The organism is Roseiterribacter gracilis (genome assembly GCA_018332375.1).
Taxonomy (GTDB): Bacteria; Pseudomonadota; Alphaproteobacteria; order BOG-932; family Roseiterribacteraceae; genus Roseiterribacter; species Roseiterribacter gracilis.
Window position 1 is genome coordinate 4,175,273 of the sequence record BOPV01000001.1, and the last position, 18,154, is coordinate 4,193,426.

Genomic DNA, 18,154 nt, shown 5'->3' on the forward strand with positions numbered 1-18,154 from the left:
ATGTTGCCCGACCGCATCTTCGTCATCGGCAATGTCCGCAGCGACGAAGACGCGGCGCGCATGCCGTCGTACGCGGCTGCGCTGGAAGAGGGCGGCTGCAAATGGTTCAGCCTGCGCGCCAAGACGCTGGGCGTTGGCGCACGCACCCGGCTGTTCGACGAGATCCGCGCCGCCGCGCCGTCGTTGTGCTTGTTCGTGCATGGCGATCCGGTGCCCGGCGCGGATGGCGTGCATCTCGGCGCGGCCGGTTCGATCGCCGCTGCGCGCGCAGCCGGCGTTAAGCTGATAGGTATCTCCGCCCACCGCCGCGACGAGCTGTTGCGCGCGCGCGACGACGGTGCCGACTACGCGACCTACAGCCCGATTTTCCCGACGGTCAGCAAACCGGGCTATGGACCGGCGCTGGGGCTCGATGCGCTGCGCGAAGCTGCGCGCGAGATTGCGCTGCCACTGGTGGCGTTGGGCGGTATCGAACTGTTGAATGCGCGGGCCTGCATCGATGCCGGCGCGCAAGCAGTTGCGGTGCTTGGCGCGTTCGCCCATGCAGACGATCCGACCGCGGCATTTGCGGCAATGCGTCGGACGATTTGACAATCGCGGTGTGCGGCCACTGAAAAGAGGCGCGATTCCTGACTTGGCGCAAAGCTTGCCAAGTGGGCGCACATGGAATGGTACGATGTGCGCTGGCGATTGTCGGATTCGTGGACCGGGCGTCCGCGATCCAGTTCCTGTCACGAACGCGTACGCGCGCTCGATCCGCTCGGTGCAGTCAACGTCGTCAAGCGGCGCATCAAACCGCAGCTGCGCGGCAATGGCCTGTTCGTCGACGTCGAGGACGTCTCGCGCTTCCGCAACTAGTCGCGCGTCCAGGCATGGAATGCGACCGGTGCTGCCGGCGCGTCGCCATGTTTGCGCGCATATAGAATCGCACCCGGTCGTTCGTCGGTGCGCGCGACCGCGACGTAATTCGCTTCCAGGTCGTGGCGGAATTGCTGGAAGTCGCCATCGAGCGACGCAGCAGTGCGACCGACCACCAGCACGTAATCGACGCGGCCCATCGCGACGCCGGTGTAGTAGTCGATCTGGCGCGGAATGGCGGTCAGCTCTTCACGCGTATAGCCGCCGCCCTTGGCCAGCACGTGCAGCACGTAGGGCAGGTAGGTGTAGGGCGTGATCTCGTCGCGATAGCGGATCGGGAAGGTCAAGGTCGAGGCCTGGTACAGGCGCAGCTGCGCCGCGTCGCGTTCGACCGCAACCAGCGACGCAACGTTGAGCAGGAACTGATCGCCGCGGGACGTGCGCGACCCGTCGCGTTCGACGCCCCAACTGTCGAATACGACCGGCAGCACCGTGCTGCCCGCTTCGATCTTGTGCGTGGCCGCCATGACGTTGCCGATCTGCTGCGACATGCCGCGAATCTGCTGCGCGTGGACCGCGATGGTTACGAGACACAGCGCTGCGAACCCGGCCAGCGCCGGACGCGCGGTGAACAGCGGCTGCGCGATCGCTTCGTTCTTCAAGGCCAGCCACGCGGCCAGCAACAGATAGACATAGATCTGCACGCGGATCGCGGTGTAGCCGCCGCCGAACAACGTGTCGGGCAAAGCCAGCGCGACCAACACCATCGCCGCCGCCGCGCCGAGATAGCAATCTTCGAGGCCAATCCGCCGACCGCGCCAATGCGCAAAGGCCCAGATCGTCGCCAGCACCAGCAGCAGTCCGAACAACAGCGCCATCGCCATGTCGCCGACGCCGTTGATTTGCATCGAGCTCATGCTCGCTAGCGAGCGCAGGCGCTGTTCGAAGGTCCAGAATTTCGCGTAGTCGAGATGCGCGTCGCTGTTCTTTTCCAGGAACAGAAAGAACAGTGCCACCGGAGCGAGATAGGGCAGCGCGCTGCGCCAGGTCAGGCGAAACAGACGCGCGTAGCTGCGCGCGGGCGCCGCCGCGTCGGCGAGCGGAATGCGCGCCAGCCAGACAAGCAACAGCGAGACGCCGACGAACACGCCCAGCACGCCGAACGAGGTCGCGTGCCCAAAATAGGCGCCCAACCCGCCGAGCGCTGCCCAAAGTCCGCTGCGCAGAGTCTGGTCTTCGAGAAACCGCAGATAGGTTGCGCTCGCGAGGATCAACAGCGGCAGGCTGAAAATGAAATTGTAAAAGCCGTAGTAGAAGATCGCGCTGTAGACGAACGGCACCGCCAGCAGCAAGCGCGCCCAGCGGAACTGGTGGCGGCGATGCACGATCCGGTCGGCGAGGTCGAAGCTGAACAGAAACAACAGCGCGTAAAGCGACAGCGCCAGCTTTTCGGCCAGCAGAATGTCATTGAACAGTTGCAGAAACGACCACAGCAGAATGTAAATCGTCCAGTTCGGATCGGGATGGAGTCCGATCGAGAACAATTCGTTCGACGCGGCGGCAAGCGACGGGCGCGCCAGCATCGCAGCGATGTTCAAATGAATCGGCCCATCGAGCGTGGGCATATAGCCCGCGACCCAAATCGGACTCAGCAGCGCAATGCAGAGGCCAGCGAGTAACGGCCAACGGATAGGCATGCGACTCCTCGCGCCGGTGCTTTGACACGGGGCCGAGAACTCGCAGTTGCGAGATGAAGTTCCTTTTTCGCGCGATGTGCGCAGCGTCGCAGCTGCGCTTGTCACCGCAAGGCAACAGTCGCGCTATCTTTGTGGCAGAGTGGCGCGATCATACTCATCTGTGAGTCGCGCAATCAGCTCTGCGACGCTCGGTACATCGGTAATCGAACCGATGCCCTGCCCCGCCGACCAGATTTCTTTCCAGGCCTTCGCTGTTTTTTCGTCACTCGACAAATCGACGTTGGCGTCTGGATTCAATTTGCGCGGATCGATGCCTGCGGCTTCGATCGAATGGCGCAGATAATTGCCCGGGATGCCGGTGAAATACGGCGTGTAGACGATGTCGGCAGCCTGACCTTCGACCAACAGTTCTTTGTAGCGTTCGTTGGCATTGGCTTCGCGCGTCGCGATGAAGCGTGTGCCGATATAGACGAGGTCGGCGCCCAGCATCTGCGCGGCGCGGACTTGTGCGCCGGTCGAGATGGCGCCTGCCAGCACGATCGTGCCGTCGAAAATCTTCCGCACTTCGGGCAACAGCGCGAAGGGCGACAAGGTGCCGGCATGACCGCCGGCGCCGGCGCAGACAAGAATGAGCCCGTCGACGCCGGCTGCGATCGCTTTCTGCGCGTGCCGCACATTGGTGACGTCGTGAAAGACGACGCCGCCATATTGATGCACGACCTGCACGATCGGCGTCGGATCGCCGACCGAGGTGATGATGAACGGCACGCGCGCCGCGGCGCAGATGCGTAGATCTTCTTCGAGCCGCGGATTGGTTTTGTGCACGATTAGATTGACGCCATAGGGCGCAACGCGCGCGCCCGGATTGGCCGCGCGATGCGCGGTCAGTTCGGACTCGATCCGTTCGAGCCAGCGCGGCAGTTCTTCGGCGGGCCGCGCGTTCAAACTAGGAAAGGTGCCGATGATCCCAGCTTTGCACTGCGCCAGCACCAGATCGGGATAGGAGCAGATGAACATCGGGCTGCCGATGATCGGCAGGGCGAGGTTGCCGCGAAACGAAACCGGCAGGCGCGAGTCAGTCATGACGCATGGAAGGTACTGCGAGCGGTCGCTGTCAATTGCGCGCCCACGATCCGGATACGGGTTCCAATACACAGACGCGGCGGCGACAACCGTAAAGAAGTCCGACGCGAGCAACGCCGCGACCGCCAAGAAGCGCAGAAACCGTGGCCTTTTTCCGCTGGCATTGGCGTTGCAATCAAGCTGTCCCCAGTAACCCAGGAGGAACAGCAATGATCACGAACAAGCTCAAGGGAGCCTTCGTCGCGGTCGCAGCGCTCATCGCCGGCGCCATCGCAACGCCCGCCGCGGCGGTCCCGTTGAGTGGCTCGCTTGGCATCTTCGGCGGCGTCACCAGCGGTCAGGATCTCTCGACCATCTCGACGATCCATTTCAACAACCCATTCATGGTCGCGGGTAATGCAAGTGGTGATTTCACTGCGCTTGGCGGCACGTTCGGCATGATCAAGAATCTGCCGATCGTTTCTTTTGCCCCGGTGCAAGATTTCCTGACCTTCATGTCGTCGACGCTGAATTTCGATCTGTTGGCGCTGAGCTCGGTGACGCGCACGACGGATGCGGAAGGCAAAGCGATCGAGGTTCGTGGCACGGGCCGTTTCCAGATGGCCGGCTTTGACGACACGGCAGGCGTGTTCATCCTGACGCTGCAGGACGATGCAGGACATGGTCTGAACCTGTCCTTCTCGGCGAGCAGCGAAACCGGTGAAGGCGGCGGTGGTCCGAACGTTCCGGAACCGGCGTCGGTGGCACTGCTTGGTATGGCGCTGTTGGGTCTCGGTGCGGCGCGGCGCAAGCTGCAGCACTAAACACGACAGCAGAGTCGGGGGCGGGCCGGTCGCAATGCGACCGGCCCTTTTTTGTTTGCGCGCGCGGAATGTTCCATCGCCGTCTGCGTTTTTCGAACATGCGTGATTTCGCAGTTCAAATATGCACGCAACACCGTGTCGGCAAACTGAACACTCAACTGTAAGACATGCTGGAAAGCCTCACGCAGGCTCACTTGGCCCGCGGCTTGCGAAGAGCTGCTTGTCAAACTGTGGAGGTGAACAATGTTTGCAAACAAGCTCAAGCTAACCGCGGCTGCCGCGGCGCTTGCGTTAGCCGGTGTCGCCGGTAGCGCACAAGCAGCGCCGATTGATCCCGGCAGTGGTTTCGCGATTGGTGCGGGCCTCACTGGTAGCATTGCCAATCAATTCGATTTTCTGACCAACACGAATGGCGTTCTCGCCGTCAGCACCAGCGGTTCCTATGCTGGCCTGCTGACGATCGGTAGCGTGAAGGACATTCCGAGCTTCACCAGCTTCGCACCGATCACTGCCTTTCTTGATTTCGGCGGTGGTCTGACGGTGGACCTGAACTCGATCACGTCGGTGACGCATACGAGCGGCTCGACGGGAACGGCTACAAAGGTGACCGGCGGCGCAACGTGCAACATCCCGGGTCGCGACCCGACGACGTGCTCGGTGATCCTGACCGGCAACAACAATCCGGCTGGCACCAGCCCGACCGTGTCGGGTTCGGTCAGCGTGGGTGGAACCGCAGTTCCGGAACCGGCCTCGGCCGCGTTGCTGGGCGGCGCGTTGTTGGGCCTCGGTGCGATCCGTCGGCGCAAGCAACAGCAGCGCTGATCGGTTCGAACGGACGTGATGCAGGGCCGGTCCTTGGGTGGACCGGCCCTTTGTCATATTCTGGGCCGATGGAGATCAAACGGACTGTCGTGATTGCGGGTGTGCTGGCGGTGATCGTCGCCGGCACGGTTACGTACCTGGCGCAGGAACCGCCGATGGACGAGTCACAGACGCGCGCCTACGAAGCGCGCTGCATGACCGCCTACACCGAATGGCTGGCAAAAAAGCTGCCGTCGCCGCGCGAGCTGGTCGAATGCGAGAAGCATTACACCGCCAAAGGCGACACGATTCAGGCCAGCTTTTTTGCATCCGCGCGCCGCGGGCGCGGCTCGTAAATCACGGTTAAGACCAGCGCGAACGGAGGAGGGCGGCCATGCAGGGCCGCACGATCTTCCGTTTACGGCACATCGCCATCTTCTTCTGACCGCACCCAGCCGGGTGCGTTCACCCTAGGAGAAGACGATGTCTTTCATGCTCGAACACGCGCCTGCCGCCGCCGAAGCGGCGCGCCGTCATGGCCTGCGCGTGGTGGCGGGTTGTGTGCTTGCCGGCGTCGTGATCAGTGCCGCGGCCGGTAGCTATTTCGTCGTTCAACCAACCGAACAAGCCGGCGTGCGCCGGTTCGGTAACGTGATCTCCGCCGCACCGGTTGGTCCGGGCCTGCACTGGAAGGCCCCGTTCATTGACCATGTCGACAAGGTGCAAACCTCGCTCAACAGCGTGCTGGTCGATCGCCTCGTCGTGCACACGATCGACAACCAGCCGGTGACCTTGGCGGTTGCCGTGTCCTACACCGTGCCGCGCGATGCGGTGTTCCATCTTCTCTACGAGATCGGTCGCGCCGGCGTGCACGACATCGACGAGAATCTCAGCCGCATCGTGCGCGACCGCGCGTCGAAAGTGTTCGCGCAACAAAACACGACCACGATTTCGGAGAGCCGCCAGCGTCTGTCCGATCTGCTGCGTACGACTTTGTCGCACGACCTGCGCCAGCTCTATGGCGTCGAGGTCGCCGACCTGCAGATCGCGTCGATCACCTACTCGGACAGTTTCCGCGCGTCGGTCGAAGCGGCGGTGAAAGCCAAGAACGACGCGATCGCAGCCGAGAACACGGTGACGCGCGTGCGCTATGAAGGCGAGCAGCGCAAAGTGCAGGCGCAGGCCGATGCAGTTGCGCGCGTGACCGAAGCCGAAGCGGCGCAGAAAGTGCGCGTGCTGGGCGCCGAAGCAGAAGCAAAGCAGATCGAGCTGCGCGGCGCGGCCGAAGCGAAAAGTCTCGAAGTCGTCGGCCAGGCGCTGGCGCGCAACCCGTCGCTGGTCAGCTACACCGTCGCCAAAGCCTATAAGGGCGACGTGCCCCAAGTGGTTGGCGCCGGCGGGCAGGGCGGCATCGGCACCTATCTGCTGGGGCAGTTGCCGGCGGTCGCGGCGAAATAGCTTCGAGCGTGCGGGCCGCGTCTCGGGTGACCCGGGGCGCGGCTTGCGCTAAGCCGGCAGCATGCAATTCGACTTCGACAAGCTGGCTTCGCGCGACCGCTACAAGCTGCTGGTTTCGACCGTGCTGCCGCGGCCGATCGGCTTCACCACCACCGTCGATCGTGACGGCGTCGTCAACGCGGCGCCGTTCAGCTTCTTCAATGCGCTGGCCGAAGAGCCACCGTTGCTGGTGCTGGGGCTGCAGGCCGCCAGCGGCAAAGCCAAAGACACGGCGCGCAACATCACCGAGACCGGCGAGTTCGTCGTGAATACGGTCAGCGAGTCGATCGCCGAGGCGATGAATATCTGCGCCATCGATTTCCCGCCCGAGATCGACGAGCTGCAGCAAGCCGGCTTGACCGCCGCGCCAAGCTTGAAAGTGCGGCCGCCACGCGTTGCGGAATCACCCTCGTCGTTCGAATGCAAATTGTGGAAGTCGATCGAAGTCGGCAGCGCCGGCCTGATCGTGTTGGGCGAAGTCGTCGCCATGCATATCGCGGATGAATTCGTCGACGCCGAGAAACTGCATGTTGCAGCCGAACGCATGCGGCTGGTCGGGCGCATGCACGGGCGTGGCGTCTATGCCCGGACCAGTGACTTGTTCGAGATCCATCGCGTCACCTATGACGCGTGGAAGGCCAAACCCTAACGGGCGCTAGCTATCTATTTTATCGCGCGGAACGCGCGGCGCGGCGGTAGGGCGGCGCGTCGGCCGGTGGGACGCCGGCGCTGAGATCGCGGCGCAGCGGGATTCGCGCCAGCGCTTCTTCCATCTGCGAGGACACAAACGGCTTGGCGAGCACCGCGTCGGCCGCTTCGGACGCGAAGTCCTTCAACGTGCCTTGCAGAAAACCACTGATGATCACCGCGCGCAGGCCGAATCGGTGGCGCAGCTCGCGGGTCAGCGAGATGCCGTCGATACCGGGGCCGAGATTCACGTCGACGATGGCGACGTCGAAATTCTTCGAGCGCGCTTTGACCAACGCGTCGGTTGCGTTCTGAACCGCGACAACCGTGTGTCCCAGCGTTTCCAGCATGTCGCGCAACGTAACGCCGACGCTGCGCTCATCATCGATCACCAAGATTCGCAAGGACATGGCCCCGACCATAGGGGATATAGCGGCGAATGAGTAGCTACTGCGTGCCCATCAAGCGGGCGCGGGAATTACGCGCCGCGCTCTTTTACGTAGGGAATGCCGAGCGCTTTTGGCATCCCGCCGCCTTTGCCCACCAGCGCCAACACCAGCACAGTCAGAATGTAGGGCAGCGCGCCGACAAACTGGCTGGGCAGGATTCGCACGGTCTGCAATTGCGCCTGCGCCGCGTCGGCGAAGGCAAAGAGCAAGCACGCGAGCATCGTCGGCACCGGCGCCCAACGACCGAAGATCAGCGCCGCAATCGCGAGATAGCCTTTGCCCGCGGTCATATCGCGCGAGAAGCCCGCATTGGCGGCCATCGATAGATACGCACCGGCCAGACCCGCAAGCGCGCCATTCACCAGCAGCGCCTGATAGCGCAGCCGCGCGACCGGCAGGCCCGCCGTGTCGACCGCGTAGGGATTTTCACCGACCGCGCGCAACCGCAGCCCCCAGCCGGTGCGATACAGCAACCAACCGGTCGCCGGTACAGCCAGGAAGGCGAAGAAGGTGAGCGCGTTGTTACCCAACGCAACATTCAGGAAGCGCTGCGCGGGGCCAAGCTGGGGCGTCTGTCCGCCCAACGCGAAGATCGCCTGCGCGACGGTTGGGATCAGACCCGCCATGGCGATATTGATCGCCATGCCGGCGACGACCTGGTTGCCGCGATGCGTAACCGTTGCGAAGCCGTGCAGCAACGACAGGACAATGCCGGTGAGGATCGCGCCCAACGCGCCGACCCAGACGCTGCCCGTGACCGATGCGACGGCTGCACCAGCAAACGCGCCCGCCAGCATCTTGCCTTCGAGCGACAGGTCGATGACACCCGACCGTTCGGCGTAGAGACCGGCCAAGGCAGCGAGCAGCAGCGGCGTCGCGAGACGGATTGCAGCCGCGACCAACAGCAGGATTTGCGTTGCGGTTTCCATTACAGCGCTCCTGCCTGAGCTGCCGCAGGGGACTGCGTCAGCAGCCGCGTAATAAATTTGCGGAACAGCGACGGCAGCGCGCCGCAGAACAGGATCAGCACGCCTTGGATCAGGCGTACGACTTCGCGATTGATCATCGGCATGTCGATGACGAGATCGAGACTGCCTTGCGCCAAGGCCGCAAACAGAACCGAGGCCAGCACCAGACCGATGGCGCTTTCGCGCGCCATCAACGCAACCGCGATGCCGACGAAGCCGGCGCCGGCGGGAAAGTCGAGGATCAGGCGTTTGTGCACGCCCATCACTTCGTTGACCGCAACCAGCCCGACCAGCGCGCCCGAGATCAACATGGTTCGCAGGATCACCGCGCCGGGATCGATGCCGGCATAACGCGCCGCGTTGGGATTGGCGCCGACGACGCGCGTCTCATAGCCCCACACGGTGCGGAACATGAACGTCCAGGTGCAAGCGACCGCAAGCAGCGCCACCAGCAACGACAGGTTGGCGGGTGAATGCGCGATCTTGATTCCGACCAGCGCAAGAATCTCGTGCAGCGCCGGCATGATTGCCTGCGGTGCAAAGGAGCGCGTCTCGGGCGAGCCGCCGCCCGGTGCCAACAACCAATTGTTCAGCAGGTACGTCATCAACGCACCGGCGATGAAATTGAACATGATCGTGGTGACGACGACATGCGTTTGCCGGCGCGCTTGCAGATAGCCCGGAATCGCAGCCCAGCCGGCGCCAAACACAGCCGCCGAGATCATCGCCAGCGGCAGCAGCAGGATCGGCGGCAACGTGTCGAGGAAGAGACAGGGCAAGGCAGCGCCAAGCCCGCCGAGATAGGCCTGGCCTTCACCGCCGATATTGAAGATGCCGGCCTTCAACGCGACCCACACGGCCAATCCCGCGAACATGTAGCTGGTCGCGTAATACAGCGTGTAGCCGATCGCTTCGGGATAGCCGAAGGCGCCGTAGACAAGAATGCCGAACGCCTCGATCGGGTCGGCACCGATGACGGCAAGCACGATGCCCGCAACCGCAAAGGCTGCAATCAACGCGCTGGCAACCACGGCAACTTCAATGCCCGCACGACGTGCGGGCGTAATCTCACTGCTCAACTCTTTTGTCCCTCACGCGGCAACCGGCTTTTCCGTAACGCCGCCCATCATCAATCCCAGACGTTCATCGGTCGCGTCTTCAGGCGCGAGTTCACCGATCAATTTTCCGCCGCTCATCACCAGGATCCGGTCAGCAAGCGACACGAGCTGATCCAGTTCGCTCGAAACGAGCAGCACGGCGCCGCCGCGATCGCGCAGATCGATCAGCCGCGCATAAATGAATTCGATCGCGCCGACATCGACGCCGCGCGTCGGCTGGCCGATCAGCAACAGATCGGGGTTGCACTCCATCTCGCGCGCCAACACCAGCTTTTGCTGGTTGCCACCCGAGAAGCCGCGCGTTGGCCAGGCCGGATCGGGCGGGCGCACGTCGAAACGGCGCATACGATCTTCGCAATGGGCGCGCACCGCACGCCGCGACAGCAATCCGTTGCGACGCAGTGCAGGATCGTTGTGACGGCCAAGGATGGCCGTATCCTGCGCCGCGAATTCCTGCACCAGCCCGTCGCGCTGCCGGTCTTCGGGCACGTGCGCGATGCCGGCATCGCGCATATGCGCAGCGTCACGCCGCGCAACTTGCGCGCCTTTCCAAGCCAGCCCGCCCGCCGATGGCAGCAAGCCTGCAATTGCGTGCAGCAATTCCGACTGGCCATTGCCCGCGACGCCGGCAATGCCGACGATCTCGCCGCGCCGCACATGGAACGACACGTCGCTGAAATTGCGGCCGGTGAGACCGCTGAGTTCAAGCAAGGTTTCGCCGGGATTGGCGGGGCCTTTTTCGACGCGCAGCAGCACCGGGCGGCCGACCATCATTTCGGCGAGCTTGGCTTCGTCGACGCTGCTGGTCGCAACATCGCCGACGACTTGCCCTTGGCGCATTACCGTGACGCGATCGGTGAGCCGCGTGATTTCTTCCAGCTTGTGCGTGATGACCAGGATGGTGCGGCCGTGATCGCGTAGGCGGCGCAACGCATCGAACAGACGTTCGGTGTCGTGCGGCGTCAACACGCTGGTCGGTTCGTCGAGGATGAGAATCTGTACGTCGCGGAACAGCGCCTTCAGGATTTCGACCTGCTGGCGCGCGCCGACTTCGAGATCGGCAACGCGCGCATCGAGCGGCAACGACAGGCCGGTTTCTAGCATCAACCGTTCGAGCTTGGTCGTCGCTTCGCGTTCGGTATTGGCAAGCCGTCCCGAAGGTGCGGTGCCTAGCACGATATTTTCCAGCACCGTCATCGGTTCGACCAGCATGTAGTGCTGGTGCACCATGCCGATGCCGGCGGCGATCGCATCGTCGGGCGAGGTGATGTTGCGGGCAGTGCCGTCGACTTTGATCTCGCCCGCATCGGCGCGATGAAAGCCGTAGACGAGATTCATCAAGGTCGATTTGCCGGCGCCGTTTTCACCGACGATGCCGTGGATGCTGCTTTTGGCGACGGTGAAGGACACGCCGCGTACGGCGCGTACAGCGCCGAAGCTTTTTTGCACGTCGACGAGTTCGAGCGCCGGGATCTGCGACGCTGTTTGGTCGGTCATACGATTGGGTTCGCGGAGAAGAGTGTCAGGAATCAATTCGTGCACGCTGCGTTGCTGCACGTTTCCGAAACTTTTATTTTGCCGGCGACGATGTCGGCCGTCGCTTGTTTGCAACGTTCTTCCATCTCGGCGGTGATCAGCGGGCGGTTATATTGGTCGAGCGCCCAACCCACCGCGTCGGCGGCAAGGCCAAGGTCGCGCGTGCCGGGTTGCCAGCTTCCATCGCGCGCGCTGGTGAAAGCTTCGCCGACGACTTTGTCGATGCGCTTCACCATCGAGGTCAGCATCGTCCCCGGCTGCACGTAATTCTGGTTGGAGTCGACGCCGATCGCGTATTTGCCCGCGTCTTTCGCGGCCTGGTACACGCCGAGGCCGGTGCCGCCGGCAGCGGCGTAGATCACGTCGACGCCACGACCGAATTGCGCCTTCGCCAATTCGGCGCCGCGCGTCGGATCGTTCCAGGCTTCGGGCGTCGTGCCGGTCATGTTTTCCAGCACTTCGATTTTCGGATTCACGTACAGCGCGCCCTGGCGATAGCCGGCGGCGAACTTGCGGATCAGCGGAATATCCATGCCGCCGACAAAACCGACTTTGCCGGTTTGCGATTTCATCGCCGCCAGCATGCCGACCAGGAACGAACCTTCCTGTTCGCGCATCACCACCGACTGCACGTTCGGCGCATCAACGATGGCGTCGATGACGGTGAATTTCGTGTTGGGGAATTCTTTCGCGACGGTCGCAACCGCCGGACCTTGGCTGAAGCCGATTGCAATCACGATCGCAGCACCACGACGCGCCAGCTGCCGCAACGCCTGTTCGCGCTGCACCGGGCTGGTGACTTCGAATTCGCGGTAGGCGATGCCGTTTTCCTTGCGCCACGCCTCGGCGCCTTCATACGCCATCTGGTTGAAGCTTTTGTCGAACTTGCCGCCCATGTCGAACACGATCGCGGGCATGAAGTCGGCAGCCGTGACGGCGGCCGGCGCCAACGCCAGCAGAACGAGCATCAGGACGGGCGACAGAAGGCGATGCATGTGGAGAAGGGTCCGGCTAAGGCGAAGAACGCGCACAGTAGCACTGGGTCGCACGCCGCCCGTCAAGCCGCACCGAGATCGAGCGTGAAGTTGGCGTAGCCGTCGGCCGCAGGCCCCTCGAAGCGAATTCGCGGGTCGTCGATCACCGTTGCGCCGCGCGGCGATGACCGGAAGCTGGCACGCACGTCGCTGCGCGCCAGGCGCCAGCGTCCGGGCGGATGGAGTGCGGCCGGATCGATTGTGCCCCGCTCGGTCAGCCAGGCAGCGATCAAGGTCTGCATCGGATCGGGCGCAGCCAGAAGGATGTTGCTACCGTCGAGACCGGGAAAATGGCCCCCACCGCCGGCGCGGTAGTTGTTGGTGACGACGGCAAACCGGTCGTCGTCGCGCACCGGACGGCCTTCGTAGGTCAGCGCAGAAATCCGCTGCGAGTCCGGCTGAATCAGCGCGCCGTCGCGGTCGTAGCGCGCCGGCTTGGTGACATCGATCGTGTAGTCGATGCCCGCAATCGCATCGAAATTGAAGCTGGCAAACTGCGCCGCCAGCAACGGCTGCACCTCGCCGGCGGTGAGCGTCGCAAACGCGCCCGCCGCCATTTCCAACCATGCGCGCAGCCCGCGCCCGTCGACCGCAACGACGGTCAGCGTGTTCGGGTAGAGATAGAGATCGGCAACGTTTTTGATCGCCAGTGGACCGGCCGCGATGTCGACATAGGCGTCGGGCGATCCGCTGCCGGCGCGAAACGGTGCGGCTGCCGACAAAAGCGGCAAAGCCTGCGCGTCGGTTCCAGCCAACCGTGCCCGTGCGGCCGACAATTGCACCGCCTGCACCATCGCGACCGACGGATCGTCGCGCACCATGGCGAAGAAGCTGTGGATCGGCGCGGTTGTGCGACCGACCGGCCGGCGCACATAGGCGAGCGTGCGCGCATGCATCGGTGCAATCGCGGCTTCGACCGCAGGGTCGGCGGTCACGTCGGCGGATGCGATCGGACGGGCTTCGGCGCGCCCGCTGGTGACGCGCAGCCGGCCGCTGTCGTCGGCCTGCAGCACCAGCTGCAGCACGCCGAGATGGCTGCCGTAAAAGCCCGGCATCACCACCGGTTTGCCCGCGATCGTGCCGGCAGCCAAGTCGGCCTCGGGAAGACCGGCAAATCCGGGGCCTGGAAAGACGCGGTGCGCGTGGCCGGTGACGATGGCGTCGATATCGCTGAGATGGGCGAGGTGCCAGCCGACATTCTCGGCACCGCGCACATGCGGCCGCGCGTCGATGCCGGTATGGGCCAGCGCCACCACCAAATCGGCCCCGTCGCGTTTCAACCGGGCGGCTTCGCGGGTCGCGGTCTCGACCATGTCTTCGGCGAGCAGCTTTCCGTCGAGATTGGACTTGTCCCAGGCCAGGATCTGCGGCGGACACAGACCCAGCACCCCGATTTTAACCTTGCGTGCCTGACCTGACCGATCGGTCAGGGTGCGGTCGAGCAAAAGCCGCCGCGGCAGGAGCGGGGACCCGTCCGGTCGGGCCAGATTGGCGACGGTGAGGGGGAATCTCGCGTTCCTGACCGCACGGTCAAGAATCGGCAGCCCGTAGTTGAATTCATGATTGCCGACTGTGCCGGCGTCGTAGCCAAGCTGGTTGAGGATTTCGATGACTGCGTGAGGACCGCTGTCCGCTGCTGCGAGGTCGGCGAGCGGGTTGCCTTGGATCAAATCGCCGTTGTCGACGAGCAGCAGATTTTTACTCGCCGAACGTGCGCGCGCGATCAACGTTGCGACACGCGCGAGCCCCACCGCCGGATCCGGCACATCGCGATAATAGTCATATGCCGCAACGTGTCCGTGCAGGTCGCTGGTTGCGAGAATGGTAAAATCGAGCGGCGAATTCTCGGCTGCAAAACTCACACGCGCGATCGGCGCAAGTGCAGCCGTTGACGCCAAAATCAGCGTCGCTTTTCGGCGTGTAACGAGTGCTTTGGAAACGTCATTCATGGCGCGGCGCAGCCTCTGCATCGACTAGCGTTTCGACAAGCTTTTACTTCCGATTCACTTTGAGGCCCCGGCGCGTTCCGGACGCAAATCTTGATCTGCGCAGCGGTCCACCTAGTGCAATCTTGCCACACTGGTCGCTGATTCATTCGCGACCCCTCGAATCCGCGCGACCCAGGTGCGCGTCGCGCTTGCTCGGACTCACGCCAGCCAGTTAGACACCGGCCAATCTGAGTGGAGGGGACACGATGCGCGATAAAACAACGGCACTGCCGAACACCGCGCGCTTGTCCACGATCGATTCAAACGGAATCGCAAAAACCTGAATCGGCTTTCCCGCGCCCGCGACCGCGACAGCCGATTACCGCACCCGACAGATAAGGGGACCTGACGACATGCTCGAGACGACAAGTGCCGTGCTCCGCCGCCACCTATTTATTCTCAAACTCGGTGTTGCGCCGTTGGCGCTTGGCGCTGCGATGTTCGCGATGCCGGCCTACGCGCAGGAAACCACGGGCATCATCCAGGGCCAGGTCCTGACCGGTGCCGGCGCTCCCGCTGCCGGCGCTTCGGTTGAAGTGACCCACGTCCCGACGGGCACGCGCAGTGTCGTCACCACCAACGCAGACGGTCGTTTCAACGCCCCGAACCTGCGTCCGGGTGGTCCCTACACCATTCGCGCCACCGGCCCGGGCGTCACCGCCGCCCCGGTGACCGACATCAGCGCCGACGTCGGTTCGCCGACCGTCATCACGATCGGCACCGCTCCGCGCGCCGCCGGCATTGAAGAAGTCGTCGTCACCGCCCGTCGCGGCACCAAGCAGGTGATGGGTTCCTCGACGGCTTTCACGCAGAGCCAGATCCAGGAACAGCCCACCGTCACGCGCGACATTAAGGACATCATCCGTCGCGATCCGAAGGTGGTCATCGATCCGACCAACTCGGGTGCGATCCAGATCGCCGGCACCAACAACCGCTTCAACCGCCTGACCATCGACGGCGTGTCGCTGCAGGACGATTTCGGTCTGAACGGCGGCGGTTACCCGACCCAGCGTCAGCCGATCCCGCTCGACGCGGTCGAACAGATGCAGGTCATGACCGCACCGTTCGACGTCGAATATTCGGGCTTCCAAGGTGGCGTCATCAACATCCAGACCAAGTCTGGTTCGAACGACTACCACGGCGGCGCCTTCTACTATTATTCGTCGGACAGCCTGTCGGGTAAGAAGAGCGGCAGCCAGGACAACCTGATCAGCCCGTATACGAACAAGACGTATGGCGGCTATGTCAGCGGCCCGATCATCAAAGACAAACTGTTCGTCTTCTTCAGCTACGAGAAGTTCGACAGCCAGACGCCGGTTCTGTTCGGCCCGGCCGACGGTGGCTTCGGCAACCGCATCACCGGCGTGACCAGCGCCGAAGTTGCGCAGGTCTCGTCGATCGCCAAGAGCGTCTACGGGTACGACACGCTCGGCCTCGGTGCCGGTCAGTTGCCGGAACAGGATGAAAAGATTCTCGGTAAGGTCGACTGGAACATCACCGACCAGCACCGTGCGTCGTTCACCTTCATCCGCAACGAAGGCAACAACTTCATCGATCCGGACTCGTCGACGAGCTCGAACCGTCTGGCGCTGCAGTCGAACTGGTACAACCGCACGCAGGTGCTGAACGCCTACGCGCTGCAGATCTTCTCGGATTGGACGAGCGACTTCTCGACCGAACTGAAAGCAGCCCGCAAGGAAGTCGACTCGCTGCGTCCGCCGTTGGGCGCGCTGACGGTCGGTGAAGTTCGCGTGCGTACGCCAACCGGCGGCCAGATCTATTTCGGCCCCGATTTCTCGTCGCAGTCGAACATCCTGAACACGACCACCGACACGCTGAAGGCGAAGGCCAAGTACACGTGGGGCCCGCACACTTTCACGGGCGGCTACGAGCGTGAACAGAACGACTACTTCAACCTGTTCATCCAGGGCTCGTTGGGCGTCTACACGTTCAACTCGATCAGCGACTTCCAGGCCCGTCGCCTGGGCCAGTTCCAGTACAACAACGCGTTCGACAACGTGCAGGATCACGCAGCGGCAAAGTTCGGCTACGCGCTGAACAGCTTCTACGTGCAGGACAAGTACGACGTTACGCCGGACCTGACCCTGTTGTTCGGCCTGCGTTACGAAGTCTACGAAAACACCGACAAGCCGGCGTTCAACCAGGGCTTCTTCAACCGCGTCGGTTTCTCGAACCAGCAGACGCTGGACGGCAAGGACATCTGGCAGCCGCGCTTCGGCTTCAACTACAAGCTGACGCAGAACACCAACATCCGCGGCGGCGCCGGTCTGTTCTCGACCTTGGGCCCGGCGGTGTGGATTTCGAACAGCTATTCGAACGACGGCGTGACGCAGCGTTCGCTGAACATCACGGCGCCGACCAGCACGACGGCACCGCGTGACCCGGTTCTCGACAACGCGACGTTGACGGTTCCGGATCGCGCGAAGACGTTGCTCGCCGGTGGTGACGGTCCGGTCAACACGATCGACCCGAACTTCAAGACGCCGTCGAGCTGGCGCTTCAACCTCGGTGCCGATCATCGCTTCGACAACGGCGTCGGCGTGATGGTGGATGCGCTGTTCACCCAGGTGAACAACGGCATCCTGTACAAGGACAAGCATCAGCGTCAGATCGGCACTGCGCCGGACGGACGCCCGATTTACGGCTTCATCGACACGCGCGGTGCGACGCAGAACGACCTGGTTCTGAGCAACACCGACAAGGGTCATGGCTTCGTTCTGTCGGCCGGCGTCGAAAAGACGTGGGACATGGGTGCCTACGGCGAGCTGTACGCACAGGGCAGCTACGCCTACCAGCACATCAAAGAAATCGAGCCGGCGACCAGCTCGGTCGCGAACTCGAACTTTGAACAGTTCACCACCTACGATCCGAACAACCCGGCGCTCGCGACGTCGAACTACGAGACGCGTCATCGTGTGACGGCGAATCTGAGCTGGTCGAAGCGCTTCTTCGGCGACAGCAAGACGACGTTCTCGCTGTTCTACGAAGCACGCGAAGGTCAGCCCTACAGCTTCACCTTCACCTGCTCGGCGACGGCCAATCCGTTCGGCGACACGGCCTGCGCCCGTGGTGGTCGTAACCGCGACCTGTTCTACGTGCCGACCGGTGCAAGCGATCCGCGTGTGAACTTCGGCGCTGCTGGCAGCATCAGCGCTTCGGTTCTGGATGCGTACATCGTGCGCAACGGCCTCGATCCGTATCGCGGCCAGATCGCTCCGCGTAACGCGTTCTACAGCCCGTGGACGCACCGTCTCGACGGCAAGATCACGCAGGAAATCCCGTCCTTCTGGGATGGCCACGCGGTCGAACTGTCGCTCGACATCTTCAACCTGACCAACCTGATCAATAAGAACTGGGGCCGTATCGAACAGCAGGGCTTCTTCTACGCTGCTGATACCGGCATCACGCCGTCGATCGGTGCAGACGGTAAGTACGTCTACACCGGCACGCCGCGCGACCAGACCAACACGACCTCGAACCGTGCTTCGGTCTGGCAGATTCAGATCGGTGCCAAGTACCGCTTCTAGACCTTCCACGAAGGTTGTGACGCGAACGGCGGGGCTTCGGCCCCGCCGTTTTCGTTTGTGGCGCAACGACCCCCTCTGGCGGCCCAC

At 63.3% G+C, this 18,154-nt stretch carries 16 protein-coding genes; 8 read left to right on the forward strand and 8 right to left on the reverse strand.

Features of this window, described 5'->3' with window-relative positions:
- Positions 1-591: a thiamine phosphate synthase gene (locus TMPK1_RS20660; RefSeq protein WP_420245516.1), complete on the forward strand. Its 591-nt coding sequence runs from the start codon at positions 1-3 to the stop codon at positions 589-591.
- A 72-nt stretch (positions 592-663) separates the two neighbouring features.
- Positions 664-858, forward strand: coding sequence for a hypothetical protein (locus TMPK1_RS20665; protein ID WP_420245518.1), 195 nt, complete (start codon positions 664-666; stop codon positions 856-858).
- On the opposite strand, the gene TMPK1_RS20670 is transcribed toward TMPK1_RS20665, so the two are convergent.
- Both TMPK1_RS20670 and TMPK1_RS20675 read right to left on the reverse strand, forming a co-directional pair.
- The gene (locus TMPK1_RS20670; protein ID WP_420245520.1) at positions 855-2,555 is read right to left on the reverse strand and encodes an LTA synthase family protein; all 1,701 of its coding nucleotides are present in this window, start codon (positions 2,553-2,555) and stop codon (positions 855-857) included. The genes TMPK1_RS20665 and TMPK1_RS20670 overlap by 4 nt on opposite strands.
- 123 nt (positions 2,556-2,678) lie before the next feature.
- Positions 2,679-3,638 carry an NAD(P)H-dependent flavin oxidoreductase gene (locus TMPK1_RS20675; protein WP_420245521.1) on the reverse strand — a complete coding sequence of 320 codons (960 nt, stop codon included), beginning with the start codon at positions 3,636-3,638 and terminating at the stop codon, positions 2,679-2,681.
- A 209-nt stretch (positions 3,639-3,847) separates the two neighbouring features.
- Here TMPK1_RS20675 and TMPK1_RS20680 point away from each other — a divergent pair, with 209 nt between their 5' ends.
- From TMPK1_RS20680 to TMPK1_RS20700, 5 genes are all read left to right on the forward strand, one after another.
- Positions 3,848-4,441, forward strand: coding sequence for a PEP-CTERM sorting domain-containing protein (locus TMPK1_RS20680; protein ID WP_420245522.1), 594 nt, complete (start codon positions 3,848-3,850; stop codon positions 4,439-4,441).
- 243 nt (positions 4,442-4,684) lie between these two features.
- The gene (locus TMPK1_RS20685; protein ID WP_420245523.1) at positions 4,685-5,263 is read left to right on the forward strand and encodes a VPLPA-CTERM sorting domain-containing protein; all 579 of its coding nucleotides are present in this window, start codon (positions 4,685-4,687) and stop codon (positions 5,261-5,263) included.
- Positions 5,264-5,331: 68 nt separating this feature from the next.
- The gene (locus tag TMPK1_RS20690) at positions 5,332-5,598 is read left to right on the forward strand and encodes a hypothetical protein (RefSeq protein ID WP_420245524.1); all 267 of its coding nucleotides are present in this window, start codon (positions 5,332-5,334) and stop codon (positions 5,596-5,598) included.
- A 127-nt stretch (positions 5,599-5,725) separates the two neighbouring features.
- Complete coding sequence (locus TMPK1_RS20695) at positions 5,726-6,700, forward strand: SPFH domain-containing protein (RefSeq protein ID WP_420245525.1); 975 nt, start codon at positions 5,726-5,728, stop codon at positions 6,698-6,700.
- Positions 6,701-6,761: 61 nt separating this feature from the next.
- Positions 6,762-7,388, forward strand: a complete 627-nt coding sequence (locus TMPK1_RS20700) for a flavin reductase family protein (RefSeq protein WP_420245526.1) — start codon at positions 6,762-6,764, stop codon at positions 7,386-7,388.
- A 19-nt stretch (positions 7,389-7,407) separates the two neighbouring features.
- Here TMPK1_RS20700 and TMPK1_RS20705 read toward each other — a convergent pair whose 3' ends face one another.
- From TMPK1_RS20705 to TMPK1_RS20730, 6 genes are all read right to left on the reverse strand, one after another.
- Positions 7,408-7,836 (reverse strand): response regulator, encoded by a 429-nt coding sequence (locus tag TMPK1_RS20705; protein WP_420245527.1) that lies wholly within the window; start codon positions 7,834-7,836, stop codon positions 7,408-7,410.
- Between the two features lie 68 nt (positions 7,837-7,904).
- Positions 7,905-8,804 carry an ABC transporter permease gene (locus TMPK1_RS20710; protein WP_420245529.1) on the reverse strand — a complete coding sequence of 300 codons (900 nt, stop codon included), beginning with the start codon at positions 8,802-8,804 and terminating at the stop codon, positions 7,905-7,907.
- Complete coding sequence (locus tag TMPK1_RS20715; RefSeq protein WP_420245530.1) at positions 8,804-9,922, reverse strand: ABC transporter permease; 1,119 nt, start codon at positions 9,920-9,922, stop codon at positions 8,804-8,806. The genes TMPK1_RS20710 and TMPK1_RS20715 overlap by 1 nt, the downstream gene beginning before the upstream one ends.
- Before the next feature lie 12 nt (positions 9,923-9,934).
- Positions 9,935-11,458 (reverse strand): ABC transporter ATP-binding protein, encoded by a 1,524-nt coding sequence (locus TMPK1_RS20720; RefSeq protein ID WP_420245531.1) that lies wholly within the window; start codon positions 11,456-11,458, stop codon positions 9,935-9,937.
- Positions 11,459-11,490: 32 nt separating this feature from the next.
- Positions 11,491-12,492 (reverse strand): BMP family lipoprotein, encoded by a 1,002-nt coding sequence (locus tag TMPK1_RS20725; protein ID WP_420245532.1) that lies wholly within the window; start codon positions 12,490-12,492, stop codon positions 11,491-11,493.
- 62 nt (positions 12,493-12,554) lie between these two features.
- Complete coding sequence (locus TMPK1_RS20730; RefSeq protein WP_420245534.1) at positions 12,555-14,480, reverse strand: bifunctional 2',3'-cyclic-nucleotide 2'-phosphodiesterase/3'-nucleotidase; 1,926 nt, start codon at positions 14,478-14,480, stop codon at positions 12,555-12,557.
- Positions 14,481-14,872: 392 nt separating this feature from the next.
- Between TMPK1_RS20730 and TMPK1_RS20735 the strand changes: the two genes are divergently transcribed.
- Complete coding sequence (locus TMPK1_RS20735) at positions 14,873-18,067, forward strand: TonB-dependent receptor (protein ID WP_420245536.1); 3,195 nt, start codon at positions 14,873-14,875, stop codon at positions 18,065-18,067.
- The last annotated feature ends 87 nt before the right edge of the window (positions 18,068-18,154 follow it).

Excerpts from the sequence above, each read along its gene's own strand:
- TMPK1_RS20660 (WP_420245516.1), top strand. The coding sequence starts at position 1 with ATGTTGCCCGACCGCATCTTCGTCATCGGCAATGTCCGCAGCGACGAA.
- TMPK1_RS20665 (WP_420245518.1), top strand. The coding sequence starts at position 664 with ATGGAATGGTACGATGTGCGCTGGCGATTGTCGGATTCGTGGACCGGG.
- TMPK1_RS20670 (WP_420245520.1), bottom strand. The coding sequence starts at position 2,555 with ATGCCTATCCGTTGGCCGTTACTCGCTGGCCTCTGCATTGCGCTGCTG.
- TMPK1_RS20675 (WP_420245521.1), bottom strand. The coding sequence starts at position 3,638 with ATGACTGACTCGCGCCTGCCGGTTTCGTTTCGCGGCAACCTCGCCCTG.
- TMPK1_RS20680 (WP_420245522.1), top strand. The coding sequence starts at position 3,848 with ATGATCACGAACAAGCTCAAGGGAGCCTTCGTCGCGGTCGCAGCGCTC.
- TMPK1_RS20685 (WP_420245523.1), top strand. The coding sequence starts at position 4,685 with ATGTTTGCAAACAAGCTCAAGCTAACCGCGGCTGCCGCGGCGCTTGCG.
- TMPK1_RS20690 (WP_420245524.1), top strand. The coding sequence starts at position 5,332 with ATGGAGATCAAACGGACTGTCGTGATTGCGGGTGTGCTGGCGGTGATC.
- TMPK1_RS20695 (WP_420245525.1), top strand. The coding sequence starts at position 5,726 with ATGTCTTTCATGCTCGAACACGCGCCTGCCGCCGCCGAAGCGGCGCGC.
- TMPK1_RS20700 (WP_420245526.1), top strand. The coding sequence starts at position 6,762 with ATGCAATTCGACTTCGACAAGCTGGCTTCGCGCGACCGCTACAAGCTG.
- TMPK1_RS20705 (WP_420245527.1), bottom strand. The coding sequence starts at position 7,836 with ATGTCCTTGCGAATCTTGGTGATCGATGATGAGCGCAGCGTCGGCGTT.
- TMPK1_RS20710 (WP_420245529.1), bottom strand. The coding sequence starts at position 8,804 with ATGGAAACCGCAACGCAAATCCTGCTGTTGGTCGCGGCTGCAATCCGT.
- TMPK1_RS20720 (WP_420245531.1), bottom strand. The coding sequence starts at position 11,458 with ATGACCGACCAAACAGCGTCGCAGATCCCGGCGCTCGAACTCGTCGAC.
- TMPK1_RS20725 (WP_420245532.1), bottom strand. The coding sequence starts at position 12,492 with ATGCATCGCCTTCTGTCGCCCGTCCTGATGCTCGTTCTGCTGGCGTTG.
- TMPK1_RS20730 (WP_420245534.1), bottom strand. The coding sequence starts at position 14,480 with ATGAATGACGTTTCCAAAGCACTCGTTACACGCCGAAAAGCGACGCTG.
- TMPK1_RS20735 (WP_420245536.1), top strand. The coding sequence starts at position 14,873 with ATGCTCGAGACGACAAGTGCCGTGCTCCGCCGCCACCTATTTATTCTC.